General features: G+C 45.0%; 19 protein-coding genes and 1 pseudogene. 16 read left to right on the top strand and 4 right to left on the bottom strand.

Annotated features, from left to right (window positions below; genetic code table 11):
• Positions 1-155: 155 nt before the first annotated feature.
• Entirely contained in the window at positions 156-992 is an 837-nt protein-coding gene (locus GCU48_RS09100) for a helix-turn-helix transcriptional regulator (protein ID WP_152379787.1), read from the top strand.
• Between the two features lie 603 nt (positions 993-1,595).
• Positions 1,596-3,299: a glycerol-3-phosphate dehydrogenase/oxidase gene (locus GCU48_RS09095; RefSeq protein WP_152382127.1), complete on the top strand. Its 1,704-nt coding sequence runs from the start codon at positions 1,596-1,598 to the stop codon at positions 3,297-3,299.
• A 181-nt stretch (positions 3,300-3,480) separates the two neighbouring features.
• Here GCU48_RS09095 and GCU48_RS09090 read toward each other — a convergent pair whose 3' ends face one another.
• Together GCU48_RS09090 and GCU48_RS09085 are read right to left on the bottom strand one after the other, a co-directional pair.
• Positions 3,481-4,158: a CidB/LrgB family autolysis modulator gene (locus GCU48_RS09090; RefSeq protein WP_152379786.1), complete on the bottom strand. Its 678-nt coding sequence runs from the start codon at positions 4,156-4,158 to the stop codon at positions 3,481-3,483.
• Positions 4,155-4,526: a CidA/LrgA family protein gene (locus tag GCU48_RS09085; RefSeq protein WP_025721445.1), complete on the bottom strand. Its 372-nt coding sequence runs from the start codon at positions 4,524-4,526 to the stop codon at positions 4,155-4,157. The genes GCU48_RS09090 and GCU48_RS09085 overlap by 4 nt, the downstream gene beginning before the upstream one ends.
• Before the next feature lie 132 nt (positions 4,527-4,658).
• On the opposite strand from GCU48_RS09085, the gene cidR reads away from it, so the two are divergent.
• Positions 4,659-5,558, top strand: coding sequence for a cidABC operon transcriptional activator CidR (cidR, locus tag GCU48_RS09080; RefSeq protein ID WP_244316140.1), 900 nt, complete (start codon positions 4,659-4,661; stop codon positions 5,556-5,558).
• Positions 5,559-5,669: 111 nt separating this feature from the next.
• Here the strand turns inward: cidR and GCU48_RS09075 are convergent, their stop codons facing one another.
• Together GCU48_RS09075 and GCU48_RS09070 are read right to left on the bottom strand one after the other, a co-directional pair.
• Positions 5,670-5,852 (bottom strand): aspartyl-phosphate phosphatase Spo0E family protein, encoded by a 183-nt coding sequence (locus tag GCU48_RS09075; RefSeq protein WP_025721441.1) that lies wholly within the window; start codon positions 5,850-5,852, stop codon positions 5,670-5,672.
• 135 nt (positions 5,853-5,987) lie between these two features.
• Positions 5,988-7,064 carry a diguanylate cyclase gene (locus tag GCU48_RS09070; RefSeq protein WP_152379784.1) on the bottom strand — a complete coding sequence of 359 codons (1,077 nt, stop codon included), beginning with the start codon at positions 7,062-7,064 and terminating at the stop codon, positions 5,988-5,990.
• A 167-nt stretch (positions 7,065-7,231) separates the two neighbouring features.
• Between GCU48_RS09070 and GCU48_RS09065 the strand changes: the two genes are divergently transcribed.
• The 13 genes and pseudogenes from GCU48_RS09065 to GCU48_RS09005 all read left to right on the top strand — a co-directional run bounded on the left by GCU48_RS09065 (position 7,232) and on the right by GCU48_RS09005 (position 22,110).
• A complete protein-coding gene (locus GCU48_RS09065; protein ID WP_152379783.1) occupies positions 7,232-9,613 on the top strand; it encodes an ATP-dependent DNA helicase in 2,382 nt (793 codons plus the stop codon).
• Entirely contained in the window at positions 9,603-10,112 is a 510-nt protein-coding gene (locus GCU48_RS09060) for a MarR family winged helix-turn-helix transcriptional regulator (protein WP_152379782.1), read from the top strand. Before GCU48_RS09065 ends, GCU48_RS09060 begins: the two co-directional genes overlap by 11 nt.
• A 39-nt stretch (positions 10,113-10,151) precedes the next feature.
• The gene (locus tag GCU48_RS09055; RefSeq protein WP_152379781.1) at positions 10,152-10,760 is read left to right on the top strand and encodes a pentapeptide repeat-containing protein; all 609 of its coding nucleotides are present in this window, start codon (positions 10,152-10,154) and stop codon (positions 10,758-10,760) included.
• 183 nt (positions 10,761-10,943) lie between these two features.
• Positions 10,944-11,900, top strand: a complete 957-nt coding sequence (locus GCU48_RS09050; protein ID WP_152379780.1) for a nucleoside hydrolase — start codon at positions 10,944-10,946, stop codon at positions 11,898-11,900.
• Between the two features lie 452 nt (positions 11,901-12,352).
• A complete protein-coding gene (locus GCU48_RS09045) occupies positions 12,353-12,958 on the top strand; it encodes a hypothetical protein (protein WP_152379779.1) in 606 nt (201 codons plus the stop codon).
• On the top strand, positions 12,942-13,460 hold the full coding sequence (locus GCU48_RS09040) for a hypothetical protein (RefSeq protein ID WP_152379778.1): 519 nt from the start codon (positions 12,942-12,944) through the stop codon (positions 13,458-13,460). The genes GCU48_RS09045 and GCU48_RS09040 overlap by 17 nt, the downstream gene beginning before the upstream one ends.
• Positions 13,457-13,834: a DUF4280 domain-containing protein gene (locus GCU48_RS09035; RefSeq protein WP_152379777.1), complete on the top strand. Its 378-nt coding sequence runs from the start codon at positions 13,457-13,459 to the stop codon at positions 13,832-13,834. Before GCU48_RS09040 ends, GCU48_RS09035 begins: the two co-directional genes overlap by 4 nt.
• 56 nt (positions 13,835-13,890) lie before the next feature.
• A pseudogene (locus tag GCU48_RS28805) lies at positions 13,891-16,665 on the top strand (NlpC/P60 family protein).
• Between the two features lie 126 nt (positions 16,666-16,791).
• The gene (locus GCU48_RS09025) at positions 16,792-18,243 is read left to right on the top strand and encodes an NADase-type glycan-binding domain-containing protein (protein WP_152379776.1); all 1,452 of its coding nucleotides are present in this window, start codon (positions 16,792-16,794) and stop codon (positions 18,241-18,243) included.
• Positions 18,244-18,355: 112 nt separating this feature from the next.
• Complete coding sequence (locus tag GCU48_RS29105) at positions 18,356-18,526, top strand: hypothetical protein (protein WP_425280861.1); 171 nt, start codon at positions 18,356-18,358, stop codon at positions 18,524-18,526.
• Between the two features lie 24 nt (positions 18,527-18,550).
• Positions 18,551-19,741 carry a hypothetical protein gene (locus GCU48_RS09015; protein WP_152379775.1) on the top strand — a complete coding sequence of 397 codons (1,191 nt, stop codon included), beginning with the start codon at positions 18,551-18,553 and terminating at the stop codon, positions 19,739-19,741.
• A 26-nt stretch (positions 19,742-19,767) separates the two neighbouring features.
• Positions 19,768-20,961, top strand: coding sequence for a hypothetical protein (locus tag GCU48_RS09010; RefSeq protein ID WP_152379774.1), 1,194 nt, complete (start codon positions 19,768-19,770; stop codon positions 20,959-20,961).
• Positions 20,962-20,985: 24 nt separating this feature from the next.
• On the top strand, positions 20,986-22,110 hold the full coding sequence (locus GCU48_RS09005; RefSeq protein ID WP_152379773.1) for a hypothetical protein: 1,125 nt from the start codon (positions 20,986-20,988) through the stop codon (positions 22,108-22,110).
• Positions 22,111-22,120 lie beyond the last annotated feature (10 nt).

The raw sequence follows: 22,120 nt of genomic DNA, 5'->3' as shown, positions 1-22,120 counted from the left end.
CTGACTGCCGTACTCCTCCTTCACTGTAGGCGACAAGTCGATTATAATCAGTTTTATAAACGCTCAAATAGGTCTGTATTTGTAGTACTGTTCCGAATGCTAATCGTACGGATACTGTTATAAATTCTATTAGGATATAGAGGTGTATCATTGTTATGAATTCTGAAAGAAGACGAAAAGAACTAGCTGATTTTCTTCGGACTCGTCGCACACGTCTATCTCCGCATGATATGGGATTACAGGTTGAAACCTCACGTCGTCGTACGCCTGGTCTGAGGCGAGAAGAAGTGGCGAGTCTATCCGGCATTTCCTTACCATGGTACACCGCATTGGAGCAAGGGCGGGATATCCAAGTGTCGGAACAAGTACTGGAGAGTTTGGTACGAACACTCCGACTCAATGACGACGAACGCAACCATCTACTCGTATTGGCTAACCATTCCATACTTCCAAACGTCACAGAAGATGGATCCATTTCTCCAGCCCTTCAACAGATTCTCGACAAGATGGGGACATACCCTGCTTATATCATCGACAGGCGTTGGAATGTTTCCGCATGGAACAAAATGACAAGTACATTATGTGGAGACTTTAACCAAATAGCAGAGATTGAAAGAAATATTCTTTGGCGCGTCTTTATGATGAGGGATAACAAAGTTCGCATAGTTAATTGGGAAAACGTCGCCACTATGCTGTTGGCCCATTTCAGAAGCCGATACGCCTTGCACATGAATGATTCGTGGTATCAGGATTTAGTTAACATGTTATGTGACAGGAGCGAGGAGTTTAGAGAGTGGTGGGGACGACATGATGTTTCCAGAAACTCGGAAGGGGAAAAAGTGATACATCATCCTCAAGCAGGACTGTTGACGTTTCGTTACAACACTTTTACATTCTCTGAAAGCGGTGAGTTCGTGATGAGGGTATATACGCCAATCGAAAATACAGGAACTAATGAGCTGTTAGAAGATTTATGGCAGGGATCTCGTTGAGGACGATATAAGCTTATGATTCAAATTAGGAGCTTTCCAGCCAGAAGGGAAAGCCCCTTTTACTATCGTTCCATACTTGAAAGTCAGGTTATTCCGCTAACGGGAAGCGTTCTCCATAACTAACAGCGGCAGTCTAAGACTTTATTTTCTTGTCTTAGCTCACCGCTGTTTTTTAAAAAAAGTCTGATAAGTATAAAAAGTAAGCACCATTACATCCTAAGCAAGGAGATCGGAAAACGTCGGAACAATACATTCTTGCCTAGGATCAGGGCACAACCAGCTCGCGCGCCATCTTGTTTGATCGGTGGGCGACTAACAGGCTGCTAGGGACTGAGTTTTATGGTAGATGGGAAAAAACGGTGAATGCCGCGATGGCGTTCAAGTAGTACGTTTTTACGATAAAATACAAGCAGGCAAATTTCCCTTTTCATCGTGTACAGTGTGTGCTACGATATGGATAAGTTAATACTCGTCAGGAGATTTGGAGAGACCATGAACCGCTCGGCATGCGCCGCAGCGATGTTCGTGGTCTTTTTTTGTATCTTTTGATGATTGGGTTGGTAGATCGCATCGTGAATATATACAAAGCTGGAGGGATAGATGATGGGAGAACAGGGATTTGCTGTGCAGCAGAGAACGGCTGTTTTGGAACGTATGGGGCGTGAGCATTTTGATATATTAATTATTGGCGGCGGGATTACAGGAGCCGGAATTGCACTGGATGCTGCGGATCGCGGCTTGAAGACGGCTCTGGTGGAAATGCAGGATTTTGCAGCAGGCACGTCCAGTCGCTCTACCAAGCTGGTGCATGGCGGTCTTCGATATTTGAAGCAGTTTGAAGTTAAGATGGTAGCTGAGGTCGGGAAGGAGCGGGCAATCGTATTTGAAAATGGTCCACATGTGACTATACCTGAGCGTATGCTGCTTCCTTTTCACAAGGGGGGCACGTTTAATGCGTTCACCACCTCGATTGGCTTGTTGGTATATGATTTTCTTGCCGGGGTCAAACGCAGTGAGCGCCGCCGAATGCTGGACATCCAGGCTACACTGGAACGAGAGCCTTTGCTGAAGCGGGAAGGATTGAAGGGAAGCGGCAGCTATGTAGAATATCGTACAGATGATGCTCGCCTAACGATTGAGGTTATGAAGGAGGCTGTTGCGCGAGGGGCGCTGGCGGTGAACTACGCCAAGGCCGACAGGCTGCTGTATGACGAAGGACGAATTAGCGGCGCAAGTGTGACAGATCGGGTAACGGGAAAGCCTTACGAAATTCAGGCTTCGCTGGTCATTAACGCGGCCGGACCGTGGGTCGATACGTTACGGGAGATGGATCGCTCCAAAGAGGGCAAGATGCTACGCCTGACTAAAGGTGTTCATCTGGTATTCGATGCCAAGCGCTTTCCGCTCAAACAGGCTGTGTACTTTGACACACCGGATGGACGCATGGTATTTGCGATCCCGCGTGATGGTAAAACCTATGCGGGTACGACCGATACGGTATATGAAGGGGATACAGCTCATCCCCGAATGACCGCTGAAGATCGTGCGTATGTGCTTCAAGCGATTAACGGGATGTTTCCGGATATGAAGCTGAGCGCCAAGGATGTGGAATCCAGCTGGGCAGGGGTACGGCCGCTTATTTACGAAGACGGTAAAAGCCCTTCGGAAATTTCACGCAAGGACGAAATTTGGGAATCCCGTTCAGGACTGATCACGATTGCGGGCGGCAAGCTGACAGGCTACCGGAAAATGTCCGAGCTCGTCGTGGATCGTGCAGTACGCGAACTGGGACGCTTGCACGGGCAGAGCTTTCGGGCATGCCGTACCAGACATATCCCGATTTCTGGTGGCAATGTAGGCGGCTCGGCGGGATGGGATGCCTTCGTGAGCAAGCAAGCTATAGCGGGAGCCGCGCTCGGCCTATCCCCGCAAACAGCTAGAGCATGGGCCACCCGATACGGCTCCAATACAGAGCGGCTGTATGCCATAGCGGCACGCAGCATGAAGGAGCCCACCGAAACGGAAGCGGCGCTGCCTGTGGAAGTGCGTGTCCCGCTCCTGTATGCAATGGAAGAGGAAATGACGGTGACACCGTCTGATTTCTTCATACGTCGGACTGGGGCGCTGTTCTTCCAGATTGACGAGGTGAAGCGCTGGAAGCTGCCCGCTATTGCATTGATGTCTGAACATGCAGGCTGGAGCGCCGCTCAAGAGCGCCAGTATGCGGATGAACTGGATGCCAATCTGTATGAAGCGGTGACACCTGTGGAGTCAGAGAAGCAATCTGGCGTCGTTAAGGCAATTTGATGGTAATGAAGGATATGCGTTGGCACTTTAGGTGGTAAAAGTCCGGGCGCAAAGCGCTGCTTTTGCTTTTCCGTAATCGTTCCGTTCTCTCCGCTGCTGAAGCAAGCAGGAATTAATAGAAAGCAAAAAGCAGAGATTCTCCAATAACAAGGGAATCTCTGCTTTTTTGTATAGAACTGGCTTACAGCATCAAGTGGAACAGGAACGGCGCAGCCGCCAACGTAAAGAGAGCAGCGAGCACCATAGAGATGCTGGAAATTGTACCTGTCAGCGAGCTGAATTCGAATGCTTTGGAGGTGCCGGTACCATGGGCACCGGTACCGAGCAGTACCCCGCGTGAGATTTCATTTTCAATACGGAACAGCTTCACGATCATCGGACCAATAATAAGACCGCTCAATCCGGTCAAAATAACGAATACAGCAGTCACGGTTGGATTCCCGCCAATCGTTTGCGATACATTCATGGCAATGGGTGTCGTAATGGACCGAGGAATCAGGCTGCTGAGCAGCGACGAATTCAGATGCATCCATTTGGCAAGAGCCATGGAGGACAATACGGCTACAACGGAGCCGGACAGTACACTTAATACGATTTGGGACGCATGCTTCTTCAACACAGGGAAGTTGCGGTACAAAGGAACGGCAAATGCAATCGTAGCTGGTTGTAGCAGCGTGGACAGCAAGTGGGCGCCCGAATTATAGGAACCGTAGTTCACGCCTGTCAGCGTCAAAATCAAAATGATAACAACGGGTGTAATAAGCAATGGAGACATATACACCTTGGGCAGGGTGCGATATATGCGTTTGGCCATCCAGTAAATAGCGAGTGTCAATACAATACATAGAAGACCGGTCATGATGATTTGTGCTCCTTTCGTTTACCTAGCAGACTGGCGACCATACCCGTGCAGGCCATCACCAGGAAGGTGCCGAGCAGTACCACCAGCATAATACTCATACCATCGTGCTCCAGCATCGGCCAATAATTCATAACACCAACAGCGGAGGGAATAAAGAATAATAGCAGTTCGGCCAGCAGCCAGTTCGCGCCAACCTCAATCCAGCTTAGTCGGACCAAGCCGGTTTGCAGCAGAATAAAGAGGATCACCATACCAACAATGCTACCGGGTACAGGCAGATGGAGCCAGGAAACTGCAGCGTTCAGGATGAGTGAAAAGGCCATCAGAACGGCAACCTGGAGGACACCGCGTATGAAGCTTTTCATATATGTTAACTCCTATCTTTGAATTTCGTTATTTTTCAAGCTGTAATGAAATTTTACATCACAAGCTTTCATGAGTAAAATGCATATAAAGAATGAAACGTATTCCGTTTGTCTATGGAAGAAGGTGCAGGTTTGGATATCCGACATTTACAATATTTTTTGGAAGTCGCACGGCTACGCAGCTTTACAAAGGCCGCCCAGAGCATGTTCATTACACAGCCGACGATCAGCAAGACGATCAAAAGCCTGGAGGATGAGCTGGGGGTTACCTTGTTCGATCGAACTGGCAAAAGAATCGAGCTGACGGACGCTGGGAAGGTGATTGAGCTTCAGGCCCAAGCGATTGTGAAGTCCTTTCAGAGCTTGTCCTCGGAGCTGAGCGATTTGATGAACCTGAAAAAAGGGCATATCCGCATCGGCCTGCCGCCGATGGTTGGGTCGAGCTTTTTTCCGCGTGTCATTGGGGAGTTTCACAAGGCCTATCCTGATGTGACCATTCAATTGTTCGAGGATGGGGCAAAGAAAGTGGAGCGGGACGTAGGAGCCGGGGCATTGGATATCGGAGTGATTGTGCTGCCTGCAAGTGGAGATATGTTTGAGACCTTTCTGTTTGTGGAGGAAAAGCTGAATCTGCTCGTTCACCCTACGCATGCACTGGCTGAGCGCAAGGAGGTATCGCTATCCGCTCTGGCGGAGGAAGCATTTGTACTGTTTCGTAAGGATTTTACGCTGCATGACCGTATCATTGCCGAGTGTATCCGTGCCGGCTTTCAGCCGCGGGTTGTCTACGAAAGCTCACAATGGGACCTCATTAGCGAAATGGTTGCTGCGAACCTGGGAGTAGCGCTCTTACCGGAGGCCATTTGCCGGGATCTGGATTCCGAGCGCTTGCGTGTTCTTCCGTTGGTGGACCCCGTCATCCCTTGGCATTTGGGAATGATCTGGCAGAAGGATCGTTATCTATCCTTTGCAGCCAGGGAATGGATATCGTTCACACAGAAGCTGCTGCGGACAGAGTATGGCAGCAAGTAGCCCTAGTATTCCGTGAGTAAATGTTTACGATGTGAGTGCGATGCGTGCAGGGAGGGGGGGCAGATTGTACATAAAAAAAGCTGCCCATAAGGGCAGCGATATAGCTTGCTTTTATGAATGTGCCTGATTGTTTTGATTTACCGCACGCTTGGTGTGAAGGTACTTGTCCATAATTCGGTCAAGCCGGGAGGATTTGTCCAATACACGTTCATCCCTTAATCCGTGTAAGTTAGCCATACGATTCAGTTCGCGGCGTTCCTTTTCCATGAGTTTTTCCAATTGTTCTAGGTTCAAAAAGCCCACCCCCCATGTCGATTGTAAGGCATGTCTCCACTAGCGGCAGAAGATTTTTATAATAATGATTATATTTCCATTTTACCACTTTTTATTAACAATAATCCAGCTTTCCTGACATTTAGCGACTAATAATTATGATTTTGCCAGTTCTACCCGGTTACGCCCTGACCGTTTAGCCTCATACAGAGCATCATCCACTTTCTCCAGTAATTTATCTGCTGCAATGGTAGGAAAACTGCCTGCTCCGATAGATACCGTCAGAGGAACGATGGTTCCGTCATTCAGTTGAAAGGGGCCCTTTTCCACGGCTTTTCGTATCCTTTCGGCAAAAACTTCGGCCGTCTGGCTGTCGCAATCTCCAATCAGAATGGCAAATTCCTCTCCGCCTTTACGGGAGGGATATGCCTTCCTTGTAGACTCCTGGTTTAACAAAATTCCCAACTGGCTTAAGACGGTATCTCCGTTCAAATGACCATACGTATCATTAATTTTTTTAAAGTGGTCAATATCCAGCATCACGAGTGCAAAGGGTTTTTTTGTAGCCTTGGAAGTATGAAAGACCTCTTCAAACAAAGCATCGAAAGCGCGCGGACTGTATAATCCGGTTAAATGATCCCGGTTCGCAGCCTCCTCCAGCAGGTGAATGGCCCGTTCTGTTTTTTTGATATGGTTCATCATAAAATAAGCGAACAAGCCGCCAAGCGTCTTAATGGTTGTGAATATGAAAATAGATTCAGGATTGAGAGGACTAGCCACATAGAAAGTAGCTGACAGCGACACAACAGCAGATCCAAGCACGGCTGACATCCATTTGCTGAGCGTTAGGTTTTTTTCTCGAATAAAGGTAAGTGAAATGGCCAAGGTCATGAAGCAATTGACAGTAGCAGCAAGAGATATAACTGTCCAACCACCGGTGATGTAAATACGGTACAGGCTTATGATCAGCGTGGTCAGCAGACCAGATACCGGTCCTCCCATATAAACAGATATGATAATAGGCAAATGGCGCAGATCGACCACAAAATTTCCGCTGATCCATAAGCCGGCCATCATTAAAAGTATACCAAACAGTCCCAACATTAAGCCGTTTATTACCCGATGGATATTTCTATGCTTTTCAAGGTAACGTTCGTATTTTCGTGAAAGCAAATTCCCAAAGAATAAGAAGCTTGTTAATAGTGCAAAATTGTTAATTAATTCTTTTAACATAACCCTATCCTTTATGCTGTAATGTGAGTTGGACATTGCTGAGAATAAAGTAATAAGCTCCATTTCTATATTTCGGTTAAAAATAAGTGCGAGTGAATACCACTCAACCACAAACGATGCTTATGTCCCTTACGTTTCCTTTATCTACGTGATAAAGTGAAAGGAATATGACCGGAACGGGTGATCGTATGAAGGAACCAATTCATATATCGGTGCGTCCACTTGTGGAATATGTGCATCGGAGCGGCAGCATTCACAGTGGTTTCCGCTCGAACAGCAGCATGCTGGAAGGAACTCGCGTGCATCAGGTGATCCAGAAAGGCTACAAGGAGCATGACCGCAAAGAGGTATATTTGCGCACGGAAATTCATTACCAGGACACATTATTTATGATCGAAGGCCGCTGTGACGGGTTGATTGAGCTGGATGGTGTATGGACGGTTGATGAGATCAAATCGACTTCTCTTCCCCTTGAAGATATTCAGGGGGATGGTCAACCCGTACATTGGGCGCAAGCATTTTTATACGCTTATATGATTGCTCGCGAGGAGCAACATCATTCCATGCAGGTTCAGCTTACTTATGTACAGGCACATGGTGAAGACATTCGCCGATTTAGACGGGAGCTATCCTTTGCAGAGCTGGAAGCTTTTGCACAGGAGATGATTGCCGGCTATGCACCGTATGCATTCCTGCTGAGAGCGCATGCGGAGCAGCGGGATGCCAGTATTGCCATGCTGGACTTTCCATTTGACACGTATCGCTCAGGCCAGCGTACTCTCGCGGGTTCGGTGTACAAAACAATTGCTGAAGGAGTCAGTCTGTTTGCCAAAGCGCCTACGGGTATTGGTAAAACGATATCCACCTTATTTCCTGCAATCAAGGCCATCGGCGAAGGGCTTGTGAATCGAGTATATTATGTCACAGCCCGTACCACAACCCGCGCAGCTGCAGAAGAAGCGTATGCCAAAATGCAGACGCAAGGACTGCATATGCATGTGGTGACTTTGACGGCAAAGGATAAAATTTGCTTCAAGGATGAAAATGATTGTGATGCCGGAGCATGCAACATGTGCGAAGGCTATTATGACCGAATCAACGGTGCGGTGTCCGATATTTTGGCGAATGAGACATTAATGACTCGGACGGTGATTGAGCATTATGCACGCAAGCATAGGGTATGTCCGTTTGAATTTTCACTGGATGTGGCGTATGCCTCGGATGGTATAATCAGTGATTATAACTATGTTTTTGATCCGCGTATTTCTTTGAAGAGATTGCTTGAGGAACACAAACGAAAAGGTGTTGTATTGGTGGACGAGGCGCATAATCTGGTGGAACGCGGTCGGGATATGTTTTCGGCGGAAATGCAGAAATCGCCTTTTTTGGAGCTAAAAAGGGAGTTTAAACTGCTCAGCCCGGAGATTGCCGCGGCTGCGAGCGCAGTGAACGCGCATATGATTACGCTGCGCAAACGGTACGCAGATACAGGAAAAGCAGTGGAGACATCCTCGCCGCAAGAGATGCTGGAGCTGTTGGCACCCTTTGTGGAAGCAGCCGAACGTGAACTGGTATCGGGAGGCGGCGTGAGCGATGCCCATCGTGCAAGCGGTACGGGAGCGGCTTATGCATTGCTTCTGGAAACGTACTTTGCCGCTCAAGATATGCTGCGAATCGCCGCTTTGTACGATGAACGCTACGTTACCTATATTGAAGCGGGACGCAGTGAAGTGCGGGTAAAGCTATTCTGCCTCGATCCCTCGCACTTGCTCGGGCAGGCTATCAAGAGCTATCGTTCTGCCATTTACTTCTCGGCAACGCTGACGCCGCTTGCTTACTACCGAGACATGCTGGGAGCGAAGGAGGAGGACTATACGTTGCAGGTTCCCTCTCCCTTCCATCAGGAGCAATGGGATGTACGTCTGTTGCCGCTCTCCATCCGTTATCGGGATCGTGAGCGCTCGAAGGGAGCGATTGTAGACATGCTGGCTGGGCTGGCAGAGGAGCTTAAGGGGAATGTCCTCGTGTTTTTCCCGTCCTATCCGTATTTGCGTGAGGTATATGAGGAGTTTATGAGTCGGAACGTGCTCGCAGATACGCTGGTGCAAAGTCCGGGTATGACCGAACCGGAGCGCGATCGCTTTCTGGAAGCATTCCAGCCTGGACAGGAACGCACCCTGCTCGGCTTTGCTGTGCTGGGTGGTGTGTTTGCCGAAGGGGTCGATCTACCAGGGGATCGTTTAAAAGGGGTTGTGGTTGTCGGTGTCGGATTGCCACAAATTGGAGCAGAGCGGGATGTCCTGCGGGAATACTTCTCGGAGCAAGGACGGAACGGCTTTAACTATGCGTATGTATACCCGGGAATGAATAAGGTTTTGCAGGCAGGGGGCAGACTTATCCGCACAGAGCAGGACGAAGGCCTGCTGGTTCTGGTAGATGATCGATTTGCCAAGGAGCCGTATGCTTCTTTGCTGCCAGAGGAATGGAGGAGCTATCGTTTGGTGGAACAAGCGGGATTAGGGAAGGAATGGACAGACTATGAATTTTAATTTTCATAATGACTCCATACGTGGGGTGCTGCGCCGCTTTGGTCAAGAGGAGGCCGAAGTAGACCATATGGAGACTTTCGTGACTTTTGCGCGCTTGGCTAACAGTATATTTAGAGAAATGGATACGGATCTTGCCAGGCTGGGGGCCTCACAGGGCCGAGTTATCGTCCTTAGCCTGTTGCATTTTCATGCACCGCATCGAATGACACCATCGGAGCTGGCTGAAAAGGCTGATGTCACACGGGGAACGATGACTGGTTTGATTGACGGGCTGGAGCGGGATAATATGATCGAACGTGTGGCTCACGAAAGTGACGGACGGATGGTGGCCATCGGATTAAAGGAGGCCGGACGAGAGCTACTGAGGACGGTGGGTCCTTATTACACGAAATTGATCGGATCGTGTATGTCTGAGTTTACGGCCCAGGATCATGAGACCATGAAGAACTTGCTCGGAAAAATGAAAAGCGGTTTTGAGCGATCTTTGCCAGAATGCTGAATTCCATGGTTTTAGGGGACAAGGAATAGGGGAGATAATATGTTCTTTTATGCAGATGAGGTCTATGAAAACCGTGATTTTGGCTCAATGGATGCCAGAGAAGGCGAGTGGACAAATTGTAATTTTACCCGATGCCGTTTTCGGGGGGTGGAGATGAATGAGTCGCTCATGGAAGGCTGTACTTTTGTGGACTGTGATTTTACCGGAGCTGTTCTCAATGCCTCTCATTACAAGGAGTCTGCTTTTACGAATTGTCTATTCACCAGTGCCAATCTGTTTGTAGCCCGGTTTGATCATTGCAAGCTGGTGGGCTCAGATTTTGCGGGGGCCAATATGGACGGGATCACGATTACGGGTGGAGACTGGTCATATACGAACCTGCGTCATGCAGATTTGAGGAAGCAGGATTTGCGAAAAATACGCTTCAAGGAAGCAGACTTGTCCGAATGTAATCTGGAAAAGGCAGATCTACGCGAAGCAGATCTTACTCAGGCAAGATTACATAAGGCGCACCTTCAAGGAACGGATCTGCGTGGTGCAAAGATGGATGGTGTGAATTTTAAAGATTTAAACATCACCGGAGCCAAACTGGATATTCAGCAGGCTGTAGCGGTGGCTCGCTCCTATGGGGCAAAGGTGGAAGGTTAATTTCTTAAGCACGGTGCAAGCAAAAAAATTCCCTTATCCAGTGATAGAGCCGTAGAAGTGGTCTGTCGCTAGTAGGGTGGCATACTGTATGGTACATTTACTCCTGTGCAGCGATCAGCATAATGAAGAATGATGCCGATAAGAACAAGCCTGTTTTACCGGGATAAAGGAAGGAAGAGACAGATGAGTCAGACAAACGTTTATTTTAATCATGATGGTGGAGTAGATGATCTGGTATCCCTGTTTATGCTGCTTCAGATGGAGCAGGTTCATTTGACTGGAGTATCCGTTATTCCGGCGGATGGCTACCTGGAGCCTGCAACGGACGCCAGTCGTAAAATTATTGATCGTTTTGGACAAAATAAAGGGCCTGTGGAAGTTGCAAAATCCAATTCACGCGGCAAAAATCCATTTCCTGCCGCTTGGCGTATACATTCCTTCTATGTGGATGCATTACCGGTGCTGAATGAATCGGGGCGCATGGAAGCGCCGCTTTCGTCCCTGCCGGCTCATCGGCATCTGATCGAAAAGGTACGTGGAGCCGAAGGTAAAACGCTGTTGCTGTTCACCGGACCGCTAACCGATCTGGCACGCGCGCTGGATGACGCACCGGACATTGAAGCCAAGATTGATAAGCTGGTATGGATGGGCGGCACCTTTGAAAAAGGGAATGTAGAGGAGCCGGAGCATGACGGCACAGCAGAGTGGAATGTATTCTGGGACCCGGAAGCGGCTTACCGTGTTTGGCAAAGCGGCATCACGATTGATCTGGTGGCGCTGGAAAGCACAAGCAAAGTCCCATTAACGCCAGCCGTGCGCAATCGTTGGGCTGCCGAGCGCCGCTATGAGGGCGTGGATTTCCTGGGCAACTGCTACGCAGGCTGTCCGCCGCTCGTTTATAGCGAAACGAATTCAACATACTTTCTGTGGGATGTTCTGACCACTGCATCTGTCGGACGCCCGGACATTGTCAAGAAAAAGACGGTGCAATGCAGCGTCATCGCTGAAGGTCCAAGCCAAGGCAGAACGGTGGAGCAGGCGGAAGGTCGTCCTGTGAACCTGGTATATGATACAGACCCGGAAGCCTTTTTTACGTATATGACGGATTTGGCCAAGCTGGCTGCTCCCAAACGCTACTAAGCCTGGCTGTGTCTATGCATGCTGCTTGAAGCGACGATGCGGTTTTATTCGCCAGTCACCGTACATAAAAACCCGTGACGTTATCCGTCACGGGTTTTTATTGCCATTGTAGGTCACATATCATCGCAAGCCAACCTCTATTCAGGCGGACTCCTCATGTTTCTTAGTACAGGCTGTTGTTTATTATACATGATTATTTTATTATAGACCGAGCTTTCTGCTTCGATTTACCTACTCGCTTGCGCAAACCTCCATCTCATTGGTCTAGTAAGGAGCCTTTTTTGAGAGATATAGGGCGTATAAATACACATTTGTGAAAATGGTTAATGATTTTCGTAAATTTTCACGCTTTCATTTAAAATCTCATCATATGAAAAAAGTGTAATAAAATAGGAGGATAGTACCAGTAATATCATGTAAATATTCTATATAATAGGTTCAGAGGTGGGATTATGAATAGACTGGAAGCCCTAGAACACTTTCATAAGACCTACGCAGAAGAGGTGCTGAATCAGAAAATACACCACGTAGCGTCTTTGTATGAACAGAGAAAAGAAGAACTTATCTTATCTTTTATTCAATCCTTTCAATTGATTTGTCAGCAAGCTAAGCATATAGAGGTGTCCAAAGCCAGAATCGGATACATTACCTACTCCATGCGGCGCACCTATCTGATGGAGCGAAACTATAACTATATCATCGGAGCCTATGATAAAAGCTGGTTCTTCGATCCTGAGCCATGCCAAGGAGTCTATGATGCAGGATGGGCTTTCAGTTTTTGGGGAGAACTGGAGGACGAATTAAGCCAGCTTCGAAAACCCTATATGAATAAGGTTATTCAGCCTGATGTAGAGCGCTTTGCACATCAGGCGGTGGAGGAATTTCATAAATACATTTTGCAATTAGCTCAGGATGCTATTCCACTGGCAATACAAACACCGGAATTTAAGGTATTGAGTTGCGAGGATGATTTGGAAGTACGAATAGGGGAGTATAAAGGAATCAGTAAGGTGGTGTACTCAGCAGCCGATGGAATACTACATGATTCATCAAGATGACCGTATCACAGAGTATATGCATCCCGTAGAGATGAATCGCAGGCAGCTGCTGGAGTGGGCAGCCAGTGCAGAGGATTCCATTTTACAATTTTATGTCTCAGGTGACGCAGACTACATTGATTTTATGGAGTATCCGGTATCCATCGTTTCTGAACAACTAAAGGAAATCTTTGATATATATCAAGCCGGATTAAGCTGGAAGCTGATTGTATTTGCCGATATACAGCGTATGCAGCAAACGAGGTATTGGCTGGCTAACCCGCCTGGCCTTATGTGCTTATCACCACTTAGTGAATATCATAGAGACGGTACGCTAAGGAAAATCATTTTAGATGAATATGCAGTGGAGAATCATAAGATATTCAAGGTTCAGGATGCAAATCATCATATCATTGTAGATCTCGATGTGGCTGAATGTATTTTGAAGTTTAATCTGACAGGCTTGAAATTACAAAAGGTCGAAACAGCCGGCCCATCTATGCAAAGGAGAGTCCAAGAATGAGTGAGAGCTATGTAGTGGATGGAGCACAGATCCAGTGCAGCTATGGAAGTCATACGGGAAGGTTTAGTGTTTCAGCTAACAGGGGGATTAGTATTGTCGATAAACTGCAGGGGAATATTCAGGATTTTCACCCGCAGACTCATATCCCATCTTTCGGCATGTGCCGCAGTATGCATAATCCTGCAGTGGTTTCTGCTAACAGAGGTAATTCCGGAAAAATCATTCCGCAGCTCTGCAAACCGAGTGTATCTATGCCTTGGTTGAATGGAAAAAGAGATGTATATGTAGATCAATCTCCGGCCCTTATGAGCTGCTCCACGAATTTATGCATGTGGTGCGGTAAAATTTCATTCACGACAGATGGGCAGGAATAGCTGAGGTTGCAGAAAGTGATATCAACATCATATGAAAGACTAATGGGGGGAGCAAGATGGGACTGGCTGGAACTGTGCTGACGTATGGCAATATAAGAGTGAATGCTCCATATGAAATTGTCCGACTGCTAGATGTTAAATTGACGCAGAAGGTGAATGAGCATGGCAAGGTATACATCACTGCTCTCATACCGGATGAGGATCATGCCAAGTATGACGGATTAGCTTATGCTGAGGATGTGCTGGAGGTATATGAGACGGATGAAGATCGAGGGACAGTTAGCATTTTTAAAGGAATCGTCACTAATATTAGAATTGGATTCAAAAATGGTGTATATCACATGTACATAGAGGCTGCCTCTTTTACATATTTGTTGGATCAACAACCGAAAAATCGTTCGTTTCAAAATCATAATTTGACGTACTATCAATTATTCCGCGAGCTCGTAGATGCCTATCCACACGGGGACTTTATTGACCTGATGGACAACGGTAAAAAGCTGGATGGATTCATTATTCAGTATGGGGAAAGTGATTGGGAGTTTCTAAAAAGGATGGCCTCTCGTCTGCAAACCGGATTGATTGCCGAGATCACGTCCGTGTACCCGAGACTATGGTTAGGTACCTCGAAAGAACAGGTGAAGGGTGAATTGCATAGTATTAATTTTACACTTCAAAAAACAAAGCCAGGTCCCAGGTATACATATGCTGAAGTGGAGGATACGAAACGCTTTGAACTTGGAGATGTCGTTGTATTTCAACGAAAGCATTGGATTATTGATCAGATTCATGCAGAGATGAAGCAAGGTCTCATGACCTATGATTATGTTCTGGTTCCGGAAGCAGGTATTCCGAGGGAGCTTATACATAATCAGCTTATACAAGGAGCCTCTATTGAAGGAAAAGTCATTGATTTAGACAGTGAAGGAGAGTCAGTTAAACTTCACTTGTCCGTGGATGCTTTGCAATCCAAAGCAGAAGGCAGCTGGTTTTCTTACCCGACGATGTACACCGGGGATGGGATCGGTTGGCATTGCATGCCTGAGCTTGGGGATCATGTCCATTTGTATTTTCCGTCTAGCAACGAACAAGATGCTCATGTGGTTCAATCTCTTCGCAAGAGAGACTACAAAGGAGATGAAATCACCAAGCCGGAAAGAAAGTTGTTCCATACCAAAACTCAAAAAATAGCGAGGTTCGATGACAAAGAAGCAGCTTTCTCCACCCAAGAAGAAAAGATACTTGTGCGCTTAAATCCTGCCTCCGGTATTCACGTGTATAGTCATCACGATATTACCTTTCACGCCGATACAGACTTGGTGCTGCATGGCAAAAAGGTACAGATGACCGCTACTCGCGAGCTGTCTTTGACGTACAAAACCAGCTACATCCGAACCGATGGAACGCTTCATCTCAAGGCTGGCAAGCTGGTGAAATCAGGTGCCTGATGCAGAACTGAAAGCCTATAAATCCCTAATTCAAGAATTGAAGGGAAAGGGATATCCGCAATGGGTGCAAGATTTGCTGCTTCAATTTAAAAAAGACTACTATAAAGCCGTGGCAGCAGGGGATAAAAAGGGTGCCAAGGAAGCAGCGGCCAAGGCCAAGCAATTGCGGCAGCAGGTGGCAGAAATAGATCGTATCCTGCCTGGGCCAGAGCACAAATGCATGAATACACGTCCCAGTGGTGGGAAGCACATGGCGCCAACGATAAAGCCAAGCAAAAGCAGATGCATCTTCTCGCCAGCCATCTACGTGACAATGTGCTAATCAACGAGTTGATTCGCGGGCATTCAGCTGACTCCTATCTCGATGCCAACCGGTTGGAGGAGCTGTCCGGGCAATACGCGGATGCGGCGCATAAACTGACCGTAGACGATCAAAAGGCTATCGCCAAGGAAGCAGCTGCTCTACGGAGCAAGTATGGCGTGAACAGCCTGCTAGCGAGAGAGAATTTGAACAAGCTGGCCAAGAAATATCCAGACAGCTTCTCGTACAAGCTACCTGCTACAGGGGATTGGGATCAGGAGCTTAACACCGCATTGCATGATTTTGCGAAAAAATACGGTCTGGAGAATAAGGGCTATGGCCGTGATGTACTGGCCGTATACCTGCATCAAGTAGCCAATGGCATTCTTCCGTGGCCTAAAGTTAATAAGGCTGCAACGCCAACAGTTCCAACAACGAAGACAACAACGAAAACGGAACCGGGCAAGAAGACGCCGACTACTCCTGAAAAGCCGACGAAGGACAAAGCAAATGAGGAAATGAAGCCCACACCATCCAACAGTTCTGCTGACCAGAAAAGGAAAGCCATTGTAGAATTCGCCAAGAGGTTTTTAGGCAGAATCCCTTACTGTATGGATTCTAAAATTAAAACGATGAAGCTTGATCCCAATAACCCTCCTGAATATATGGATTGCTCTGATTTTAGTTCCTCAGTGTACTTGACTATATTAAATGTGTATATAGGCGGTACTACAAGTGATCAAATCCATCGGGGGATAAAGGTTGATCACCAAAATTTACGCTCTAGGGGGAATTATAAAAATCTGAAGTTAGGTGACTTAATCTTATTTGATTGGGGGAGTGCGGGGAAAACCAAATTCAGAGTAGATCATGTTGGAATATATATTGGAGATGGAGAGTTCATTCACGAGCATGGTCGTGCACAGACTCGTGACGAAATGAAGAACGATCACAAGCCTTCTCACAATGTAACAATAGATAAATTAAACGCTAATTGAGGAGAGGGCTATGGTCTTATTTATAAAAACGTTATAGCAGTTAGACGTATTATACAAGATGATGGCTCAATAATTAGCAAATAAGAAAGTAAGCAAGTAGTATAAACGTCATAATAATATTTGATTCCAAGCTATTCGCTCGAGAGGAAATAGCTCTGACCCGATTAATGGGTAGGCTTTATTAAGAACGAATGAGAAAGTGGTGAGAAAGTGAATTCTATAAAAATCATACTGGTTATTACTTTTGTAGCCATTATATCGGCATGTAGTGGGTTTAAAGGAGAGGAAGCTGTCCCGTCTCCTCACCCCCAAGAAATATCATCACACAGGGTAACACAAGATAATAGAAATGTTACTGAAAAAGAAGCACGGTGGCTTTTAAATGGAGAAGAAGACCCATATCCGACTCAATTTTTGACCAATTTGGATGATCCTACAGGGAAGACCTATATACGAATCGATGACTTGGTAGATGCGATGCAAACTAAAGAAGAGCGAATAAAATATCGCGACTCCCAAGTAACTGTCAGTAGAGTATCAAATGATGGAAGTCGAATGGCGATCGTAAGAACAATCTCTGATATAGAAGAAGGGGACGAAAAACACATTCTTGAGGTATATGATCTGAACTCAGGAAAAAAAGAGTCCGAGTTAGAACTGCCTTCAACGGCTTACCCCGTAGTCTCTCCTGATTTAAATAAATATCTTTATGAGTTGAATGGGCAAGTGTATTTATATGATGCAGTAATGAGGAAAACGACAAAAATAGACCTTGGGAAACGTAAAATAGATTTAGGTATCATTAGTTCAGGATTATTTTCTCCAGATGGCACTAGATTCTGTTTTGAAGAAAGTGACCAACCAGGTATCATCATGCTGAATCTGTCCGGTATTAGTGGAGCAAAACGTTTACTTACAGGATCTAGGGCTTCGCTTTTGCAGTGGGATCAAGAAGATAAATTAATTTATACAATTTCTGAAGAGGACGACAATTACACAAAAGATGTCTATTCATTGGATATAGAGAGCGGAGAAAAAAGGTGGGTAACTAAAAGTACGGCACCATTTATACTATCCCCTGATCAAAAATTGGCGCTGTCCGCAGAATACGAAGCTTCAAAAATGTATCTGGTTCATCTGAGCGATGGAAGAAAGGAGGATATATCCTCTTTTACTAAAAATCAAGGAATACGCACGGTTCCAATACAGTGGATCGAAACAAAAACCAATTATATGAAGTATAGCAACAAGGTTAAAGTGAAAAGAATTACTGCCTCTTCTACGCTACCTAAACAGGGTAATCGTTCTTTTAATGTGAGCAATTTAACGGATGAAAATTATTCCACCTCTTGGTGTGAAGGAACCAGGGGAGGCGGAGTAGGGGAAACGGTAACTATAGATTTGGGTTCAACTCAAGAGGTAAGAGGTATAGATATAGCCGATAACGCCATGTTGGTTAATAATAAGTATTTAGACGTAAGTAAAATCAAAAAAATGAAACTTGATTTTTCGGATGGGCAATCTGAAGTGCTTGAGAGCAGTGACGTACGTTTCAAGTTCGATGAGCCTATACGAACTTCTTTCGTTAAGATTACCATTCTGGAAGTGAAAAAAGGCGCGGACTTCCCAAATACTTGTATAGGTGAGCTGAAGTTATTGTGATTAGTTGTAGGAAACGAAAAAAAATTGCGGTGCTAATAAATAAAACTATGTTATTAGTCATAATTTTTTCGTTTCATCCAATTATCTACAATCAAATAATAGAGTTAAACGAATGAAACTGGAGTTCTCAAATGGACAGACCATGATGATAGATAATGATTTTATAAGTAACGGATTTCCTGATGGTGCCGTTCATACCTCATTTGTGAAAATAACGATAGAGGCCGTAGAGCGAGGAACCAAATATCGCGATACCTGTATATCGGAGATACGATTTTTCTAGCATTCCTAAAAGAGGAGAAGACATATGAAGTGGAAAGAGCCATCGTTTGGTGCAACACCTATGTTGAAAGCTTTAACTACGGCTAATGCACACAGGAAAGCAAAGGCTTTTGATCTGGCGGCAGAACAAAAGAAACAAAAACTGAATTACCCTGATTGGGCCCAGACCTGGATGCGTAAATACAAAGAGGATTGGTATATCGCTCAAGCCAACGGTGACGAAGCCGGCATGCGGAAAGCGCAAAAGCTGGCAGAAGGTCTTCGTAGCAAACTCCGCGAAATGGCGACGATGCCCAAATGGGCCCAAGAGCAAATGCAAAAAGAAACCGTTCGCTGGATGATTGCTGAGGCAAGCGGGAATATCAAGCAAAAGCTAGCTGCTGAGGAAGCGGGACGAGCTATACGAGAGAAATTGGGTCTGATTAATACGAGCACTAAAGTACCACTAGAAGAACCAGTTACCAACGAACCGAAGGATGAACCTACTAAAAATGTAAAGACCCCGGCTGGGAAATGGATACCTGCTGAATTCCAGTATAACGGTAGTTCTGAAGCCGAGAAATATTTCAAAAAGCAATCAAAAAAATTTATTAAACAGAAATGGAATCAAGAAAAGATACACAATTTATGGGAAGCTACAAAAAGTATAGAAAAAACGTATCATATTCAGATTGATCCACGTCTTTTGTTAGCTATTATTATTCAGGAAGGAACGGGAAGCTTTGATACGAGCAGTACGAATCGAGCAGCCGACGGTCAGCATGGTGTCGAGACTAATTATGCAAAGGATTTGGTGAAGGCACATAATTTAATATTTGGTAAAATGTTGGGATATATTTATTATGGTGAGGAATTTAGACAAGTTGTAATTAAAAACAACAACTTGAAGGGAATTAAAGGTAAAGGTGATATATATCAATACTGTAATTGGAAAACCCCGATTGTAAGAATGAATTCGAAAAGAGTAGATTATGGGCCGTATGCTGGCCATGGTACATGGGGCAGAGATGTAAAATCCATTTATGACAAACTAAGTAATAAAGAGTCTGATAATTATGATTTATATCTATCAAGTATTAGTAAAAGCACAGCTCAAAATATTGCTAGTTCAGAAGGTATAAAACTTCCTGTTATTACCTTCAAGGCACTCCAAAATGCCCAAGATAGTCATGGTAGTTATAAGATTAAAGAGTGGACGGTAACGGGCGAACGATAAGCTGAAATTCGAAATGAGGAAAAGAAATGTATAAGCCGAATTACGGTTATTTCTTTATATTGCTTTCTTTGGCTTTAGGAGTAACCGCATGTAGTCTTTCAGATATCAATACTTATAACAATGGGAAAACAGCTACTGCTAAAGTTAAGCAAGAAAGCACTGGCTACTATCCAGATAAAAGAACAGATAAAGCCAAGAATGTTGTATCTGCTGATCCTAAGCCCCTTCAGGATGAAGACTTCACAATATCATATCGGTCGCACAAAATTGATAAGAATACGGATATAAAAGAACTTATCCATAAGTGGGGTTACAGTGAGGGATACGATAGCTTCAATCGGGGATATATTAGTGGGAATGGAACCTACAGAAGATGGAACTTATCTTATCCTAACTATGAAGATCCAGAAATTGATTTTGTAGTCTTGTCTAAAATTGAACTTGAAGGGGAGGACTTGGTGGATGGTGAAAGCTATCTAGTAGCCGTGAGCTTGGAAAATCCCAAGTTTAAAACTAAAAGAGGATTGAAAATCGGTGATACACTTGGCAAAGTACTGCAGCTCTACGGCCAACCCAGTGTCATAACAAATGGAAGTCTGCTTTACTCCAAAAATGGCCTGCATTTGAATATTCATTGGGATAATATAACAGAGAAAGTAGATAATATTTTCATTGAATATAACATGGAGAAATCCATAAAGCAGCAACGCAGTGCTGATTATGTAGATGAAGATGCTCAGCCCGACCCTGATCTGGAACCATATACTATTCAAAGGGAACAATCATTTACCACCACTCTTAATGGATGGGGAGAAGTAAAGTTTATCTCCACTTTAAAAGATGAGGATACGAATGATCTGATACAAGCAAAGTTTTTTTTGGAAGCTAACAGCGGGAAGGATGCGGAAAACAAGGTTCAATACGAGTTTCCTGAATTTTATGGTAACAATGGTAGGATGATCGACAGGATCAAGGCAGTAAGCTTCAAGGATTTAAATCAGGATGGGCGTACGGACATTGTCGTAATTGCGGATTATATCACCGGGGTTAATGCACATGGAATAGAGACTCACCCTGTTGCGGGGATTTACTTTCAGAAAAAGGACAACACATACACTACCCTGCCTGAACTGGATAAGAATATTAATCAAACAGGCCATAATCGAACGCTTCAAAATGTCATTCAATACGTAAGCAATCAACGAATAAACGTGCAATAAGTAATGTAAGAAGGGAGTTTTGAAATGAACTTTATAAAAAAAAATAGAATACTATTTTTAATAGTGTTAATTGGTTTGCTATTAAATGGTTGTTTGGGAAAACAGACGAATGAGAAGCAACAAGCAGTTGAGCCCATCAAACCTAGTACTCAAGTGATAGAGCAAACAGCTGTGTCGGAACCAGAGTCTACTAATCAAGATCGAAATAGCAATATTGTTACTCCAATAAATAAAAGAAATAGCGTTCACCCTACAGATTCTAACGCATTAGATCAGTTTATAAAGAAAATCCAACCTCAGGATGAGCATCTACAAAAATTATTAAAAGAAGATTTGGACCGTGATGGAAAGCCGGAATACGTGCTTGCTTTTGGGTTAGAAAAAGAGGAAATTGACAATATATTTGTAATCCGGGAGGATGTCGGCTATCACATCATTGGTAAACTAGAGGACCCAGTTATAGTTGTGCATTTAAATACAGATGTAAAGATCATGAAGCTGGCTCAAACAGATAAGAAATTTATCGTTGTATACTCTATTGGCGACGGAGGCGCTTACTCTGAGGGATTCTCCATATATGCCTTGGAAAATAATCATATCAAAAGCATAAATTCCGATTTTCCTAATGCTACTGGGCAAGGAATTCGGACGTTGAAGGATGCCAATCATGACGGTGTCTTTGAAAGTGTAGATTATTACGAGTTTAGTGACACTCAGGAGCATACCGTCGTGGTCTATCAAAAATATGATGGAACAGGGCCTAAAAAAATGGAACTTTTGTATAAAAATAAAAGTAAAAAGTTTGTATATCCAACCGATCCCAAGGCTGTGATACAGAATTACTTGGAAGTTGATTATCTCATGAAATGGTTTGACTTACCTTTCCCTGAAATGGACCAGATTACAGATCCGGCAGTAAGGCAAACGTATGACTTTGAGGGTGTCATTGATTTCTCGGGTTTAGAATATTTAGCTTACTCGGGGCTGGACCTGAGTTTTGATGAGATTAGCAGTGATGATAACCGAAAAGTATATTTGGTAAAAGATAATTCATTAGAAGAAAAAGCGAAAAAAGAAATTACATTCACGTTGGAAAAACAGTCGGGCAAGTGGAGGATTATGGGTATAGAGTTAAAAGATAAATTGTAGAGAGCGTGAT

The organism is Paenibacillus brasilensis (assembly GCF_009363115.1).
In the GTDB taxonomy this organism is placed as follows: domain Bacteria; phylum Bacillota; class Bacilli; order Paenibacillales; family Paenibacillaceae; genus Paenibacillus; species Paenibacillus brasilensis.
The sequence above is the reverse complement of the archived record's forward strand: the minus strand, read 5'-3'. Positions and strand labels throughout refer to the sequence as shown.

Bases quoted from the DNA above. Each gene is read 5' to 3' on its own strand.
- GCU48_RS09005 (WP_152379773.1), top strand. From the start codon at position 20,986: ATGAACTTTATAAAAAAAAATAGAATACTATTTTTAATAGTGTTAATT.
- GCU48_RS09085 (WP_025721445.1), bottom strand. From the start codon at position 4,526: ATGAAAAGCTTCATACGCGGTGTCCTCCAGGTTGCCGTTCTGATGGCC.
- GCU48_RS09050 (WP_152379780.1), top strand. From the start codon at position 10,944: ATGAGTCAGACAAACGTTTATTTTAATCATGATGGTGGAGTAGATGAT.
- GCU48_RS09045 (WP_152379779.1), top strand. From the start codon at position 12,353: ATGAATAGACTGGAAGCCCTAGAACACTTTCATAAGACCTACGCAGAA.
- GCU48_RS09100 (WP_152379787.1), top strand. From the start codon at position 156: ATGAATTCTGAAAGAAGACGAAAAGAACTAGCTGATTTTCTTCGGACT.
- GCU48_RS09065 (WP_152379783.1), top strand. From the start codon at position 7,232: ATGACCGGAACGGGTGATCGTATGAAGGAACCAATTCATATATCGGTG.
- GCU48_RS09055 (WP_152379781.1), top strand. From the start codon at position 10,152: ATGTTCTTTTATGCAGATGAGGTCTATGAAAACCGTGATTTTGGCTCA.
- GCU48_RS09035 (WP_152379777.1), top strand. From the start codon at position 13,457: ATGAGTGAGAGCTATGTAGTGGATGGAGCACAGATCCAGTGCAGCTAT.
- GCU48_RS09070 (WP_152379784.1), bottom strand. From the start codon at position 7,064: ATGTTAAAAGAATTAATTAACAATTTTGCACTATTAACAAGCTTCTTA.
- GCU48_RS09090 (WP_152379786.1), bottom strand. From the start codon at position 4,158: ATGACCGGTCTTCTATGTATTGTATTGACACTCGCTATTTACTGGATG.
- GCU48_RS09010 (WP_152379774.1), top strand. From the start codon at position 19,768: ATGTATAAGCCGAATTACGGTTATTTCTTTATATTGCTTTCTTTGGCT.
- GCU48_RS29105 (WP_425280861.1), top strand. From the start codon at position 18,356: ATGAAACTGGAGTTCTCAAATGGACAGACCATGATGATAGATAATGAT.
- GCU48_RS09015 (WP_152379775.1), top strand. From the start codon at position 18,551: ATGAAGTGGAAAGAGCCATCGTTTGGTGCAACACCTATGTTGAAAGCT.
- GCU48_RS09060 (WP_152379782.1), top strand. From the start codon at position 9,603: ATGAATTTTAATTTTCATAATGACTCCATACGTGGGGTGCTGCGCCGC.
- GCU48_RS09040 (WP_152379778.1), top strand. From the start codon at position 12,942: ATGATTCATCAAGATGACCGTATCACAGAGTATATGCATCCCGTAGAG.
- GCU48_RS09095 (WP_152382127.1), top strand. From the start codon at position 1,596: ATGGGAGAACAGGGATTTGCTGTGCAGCAGAGAACGGCTGTTTTGGAA.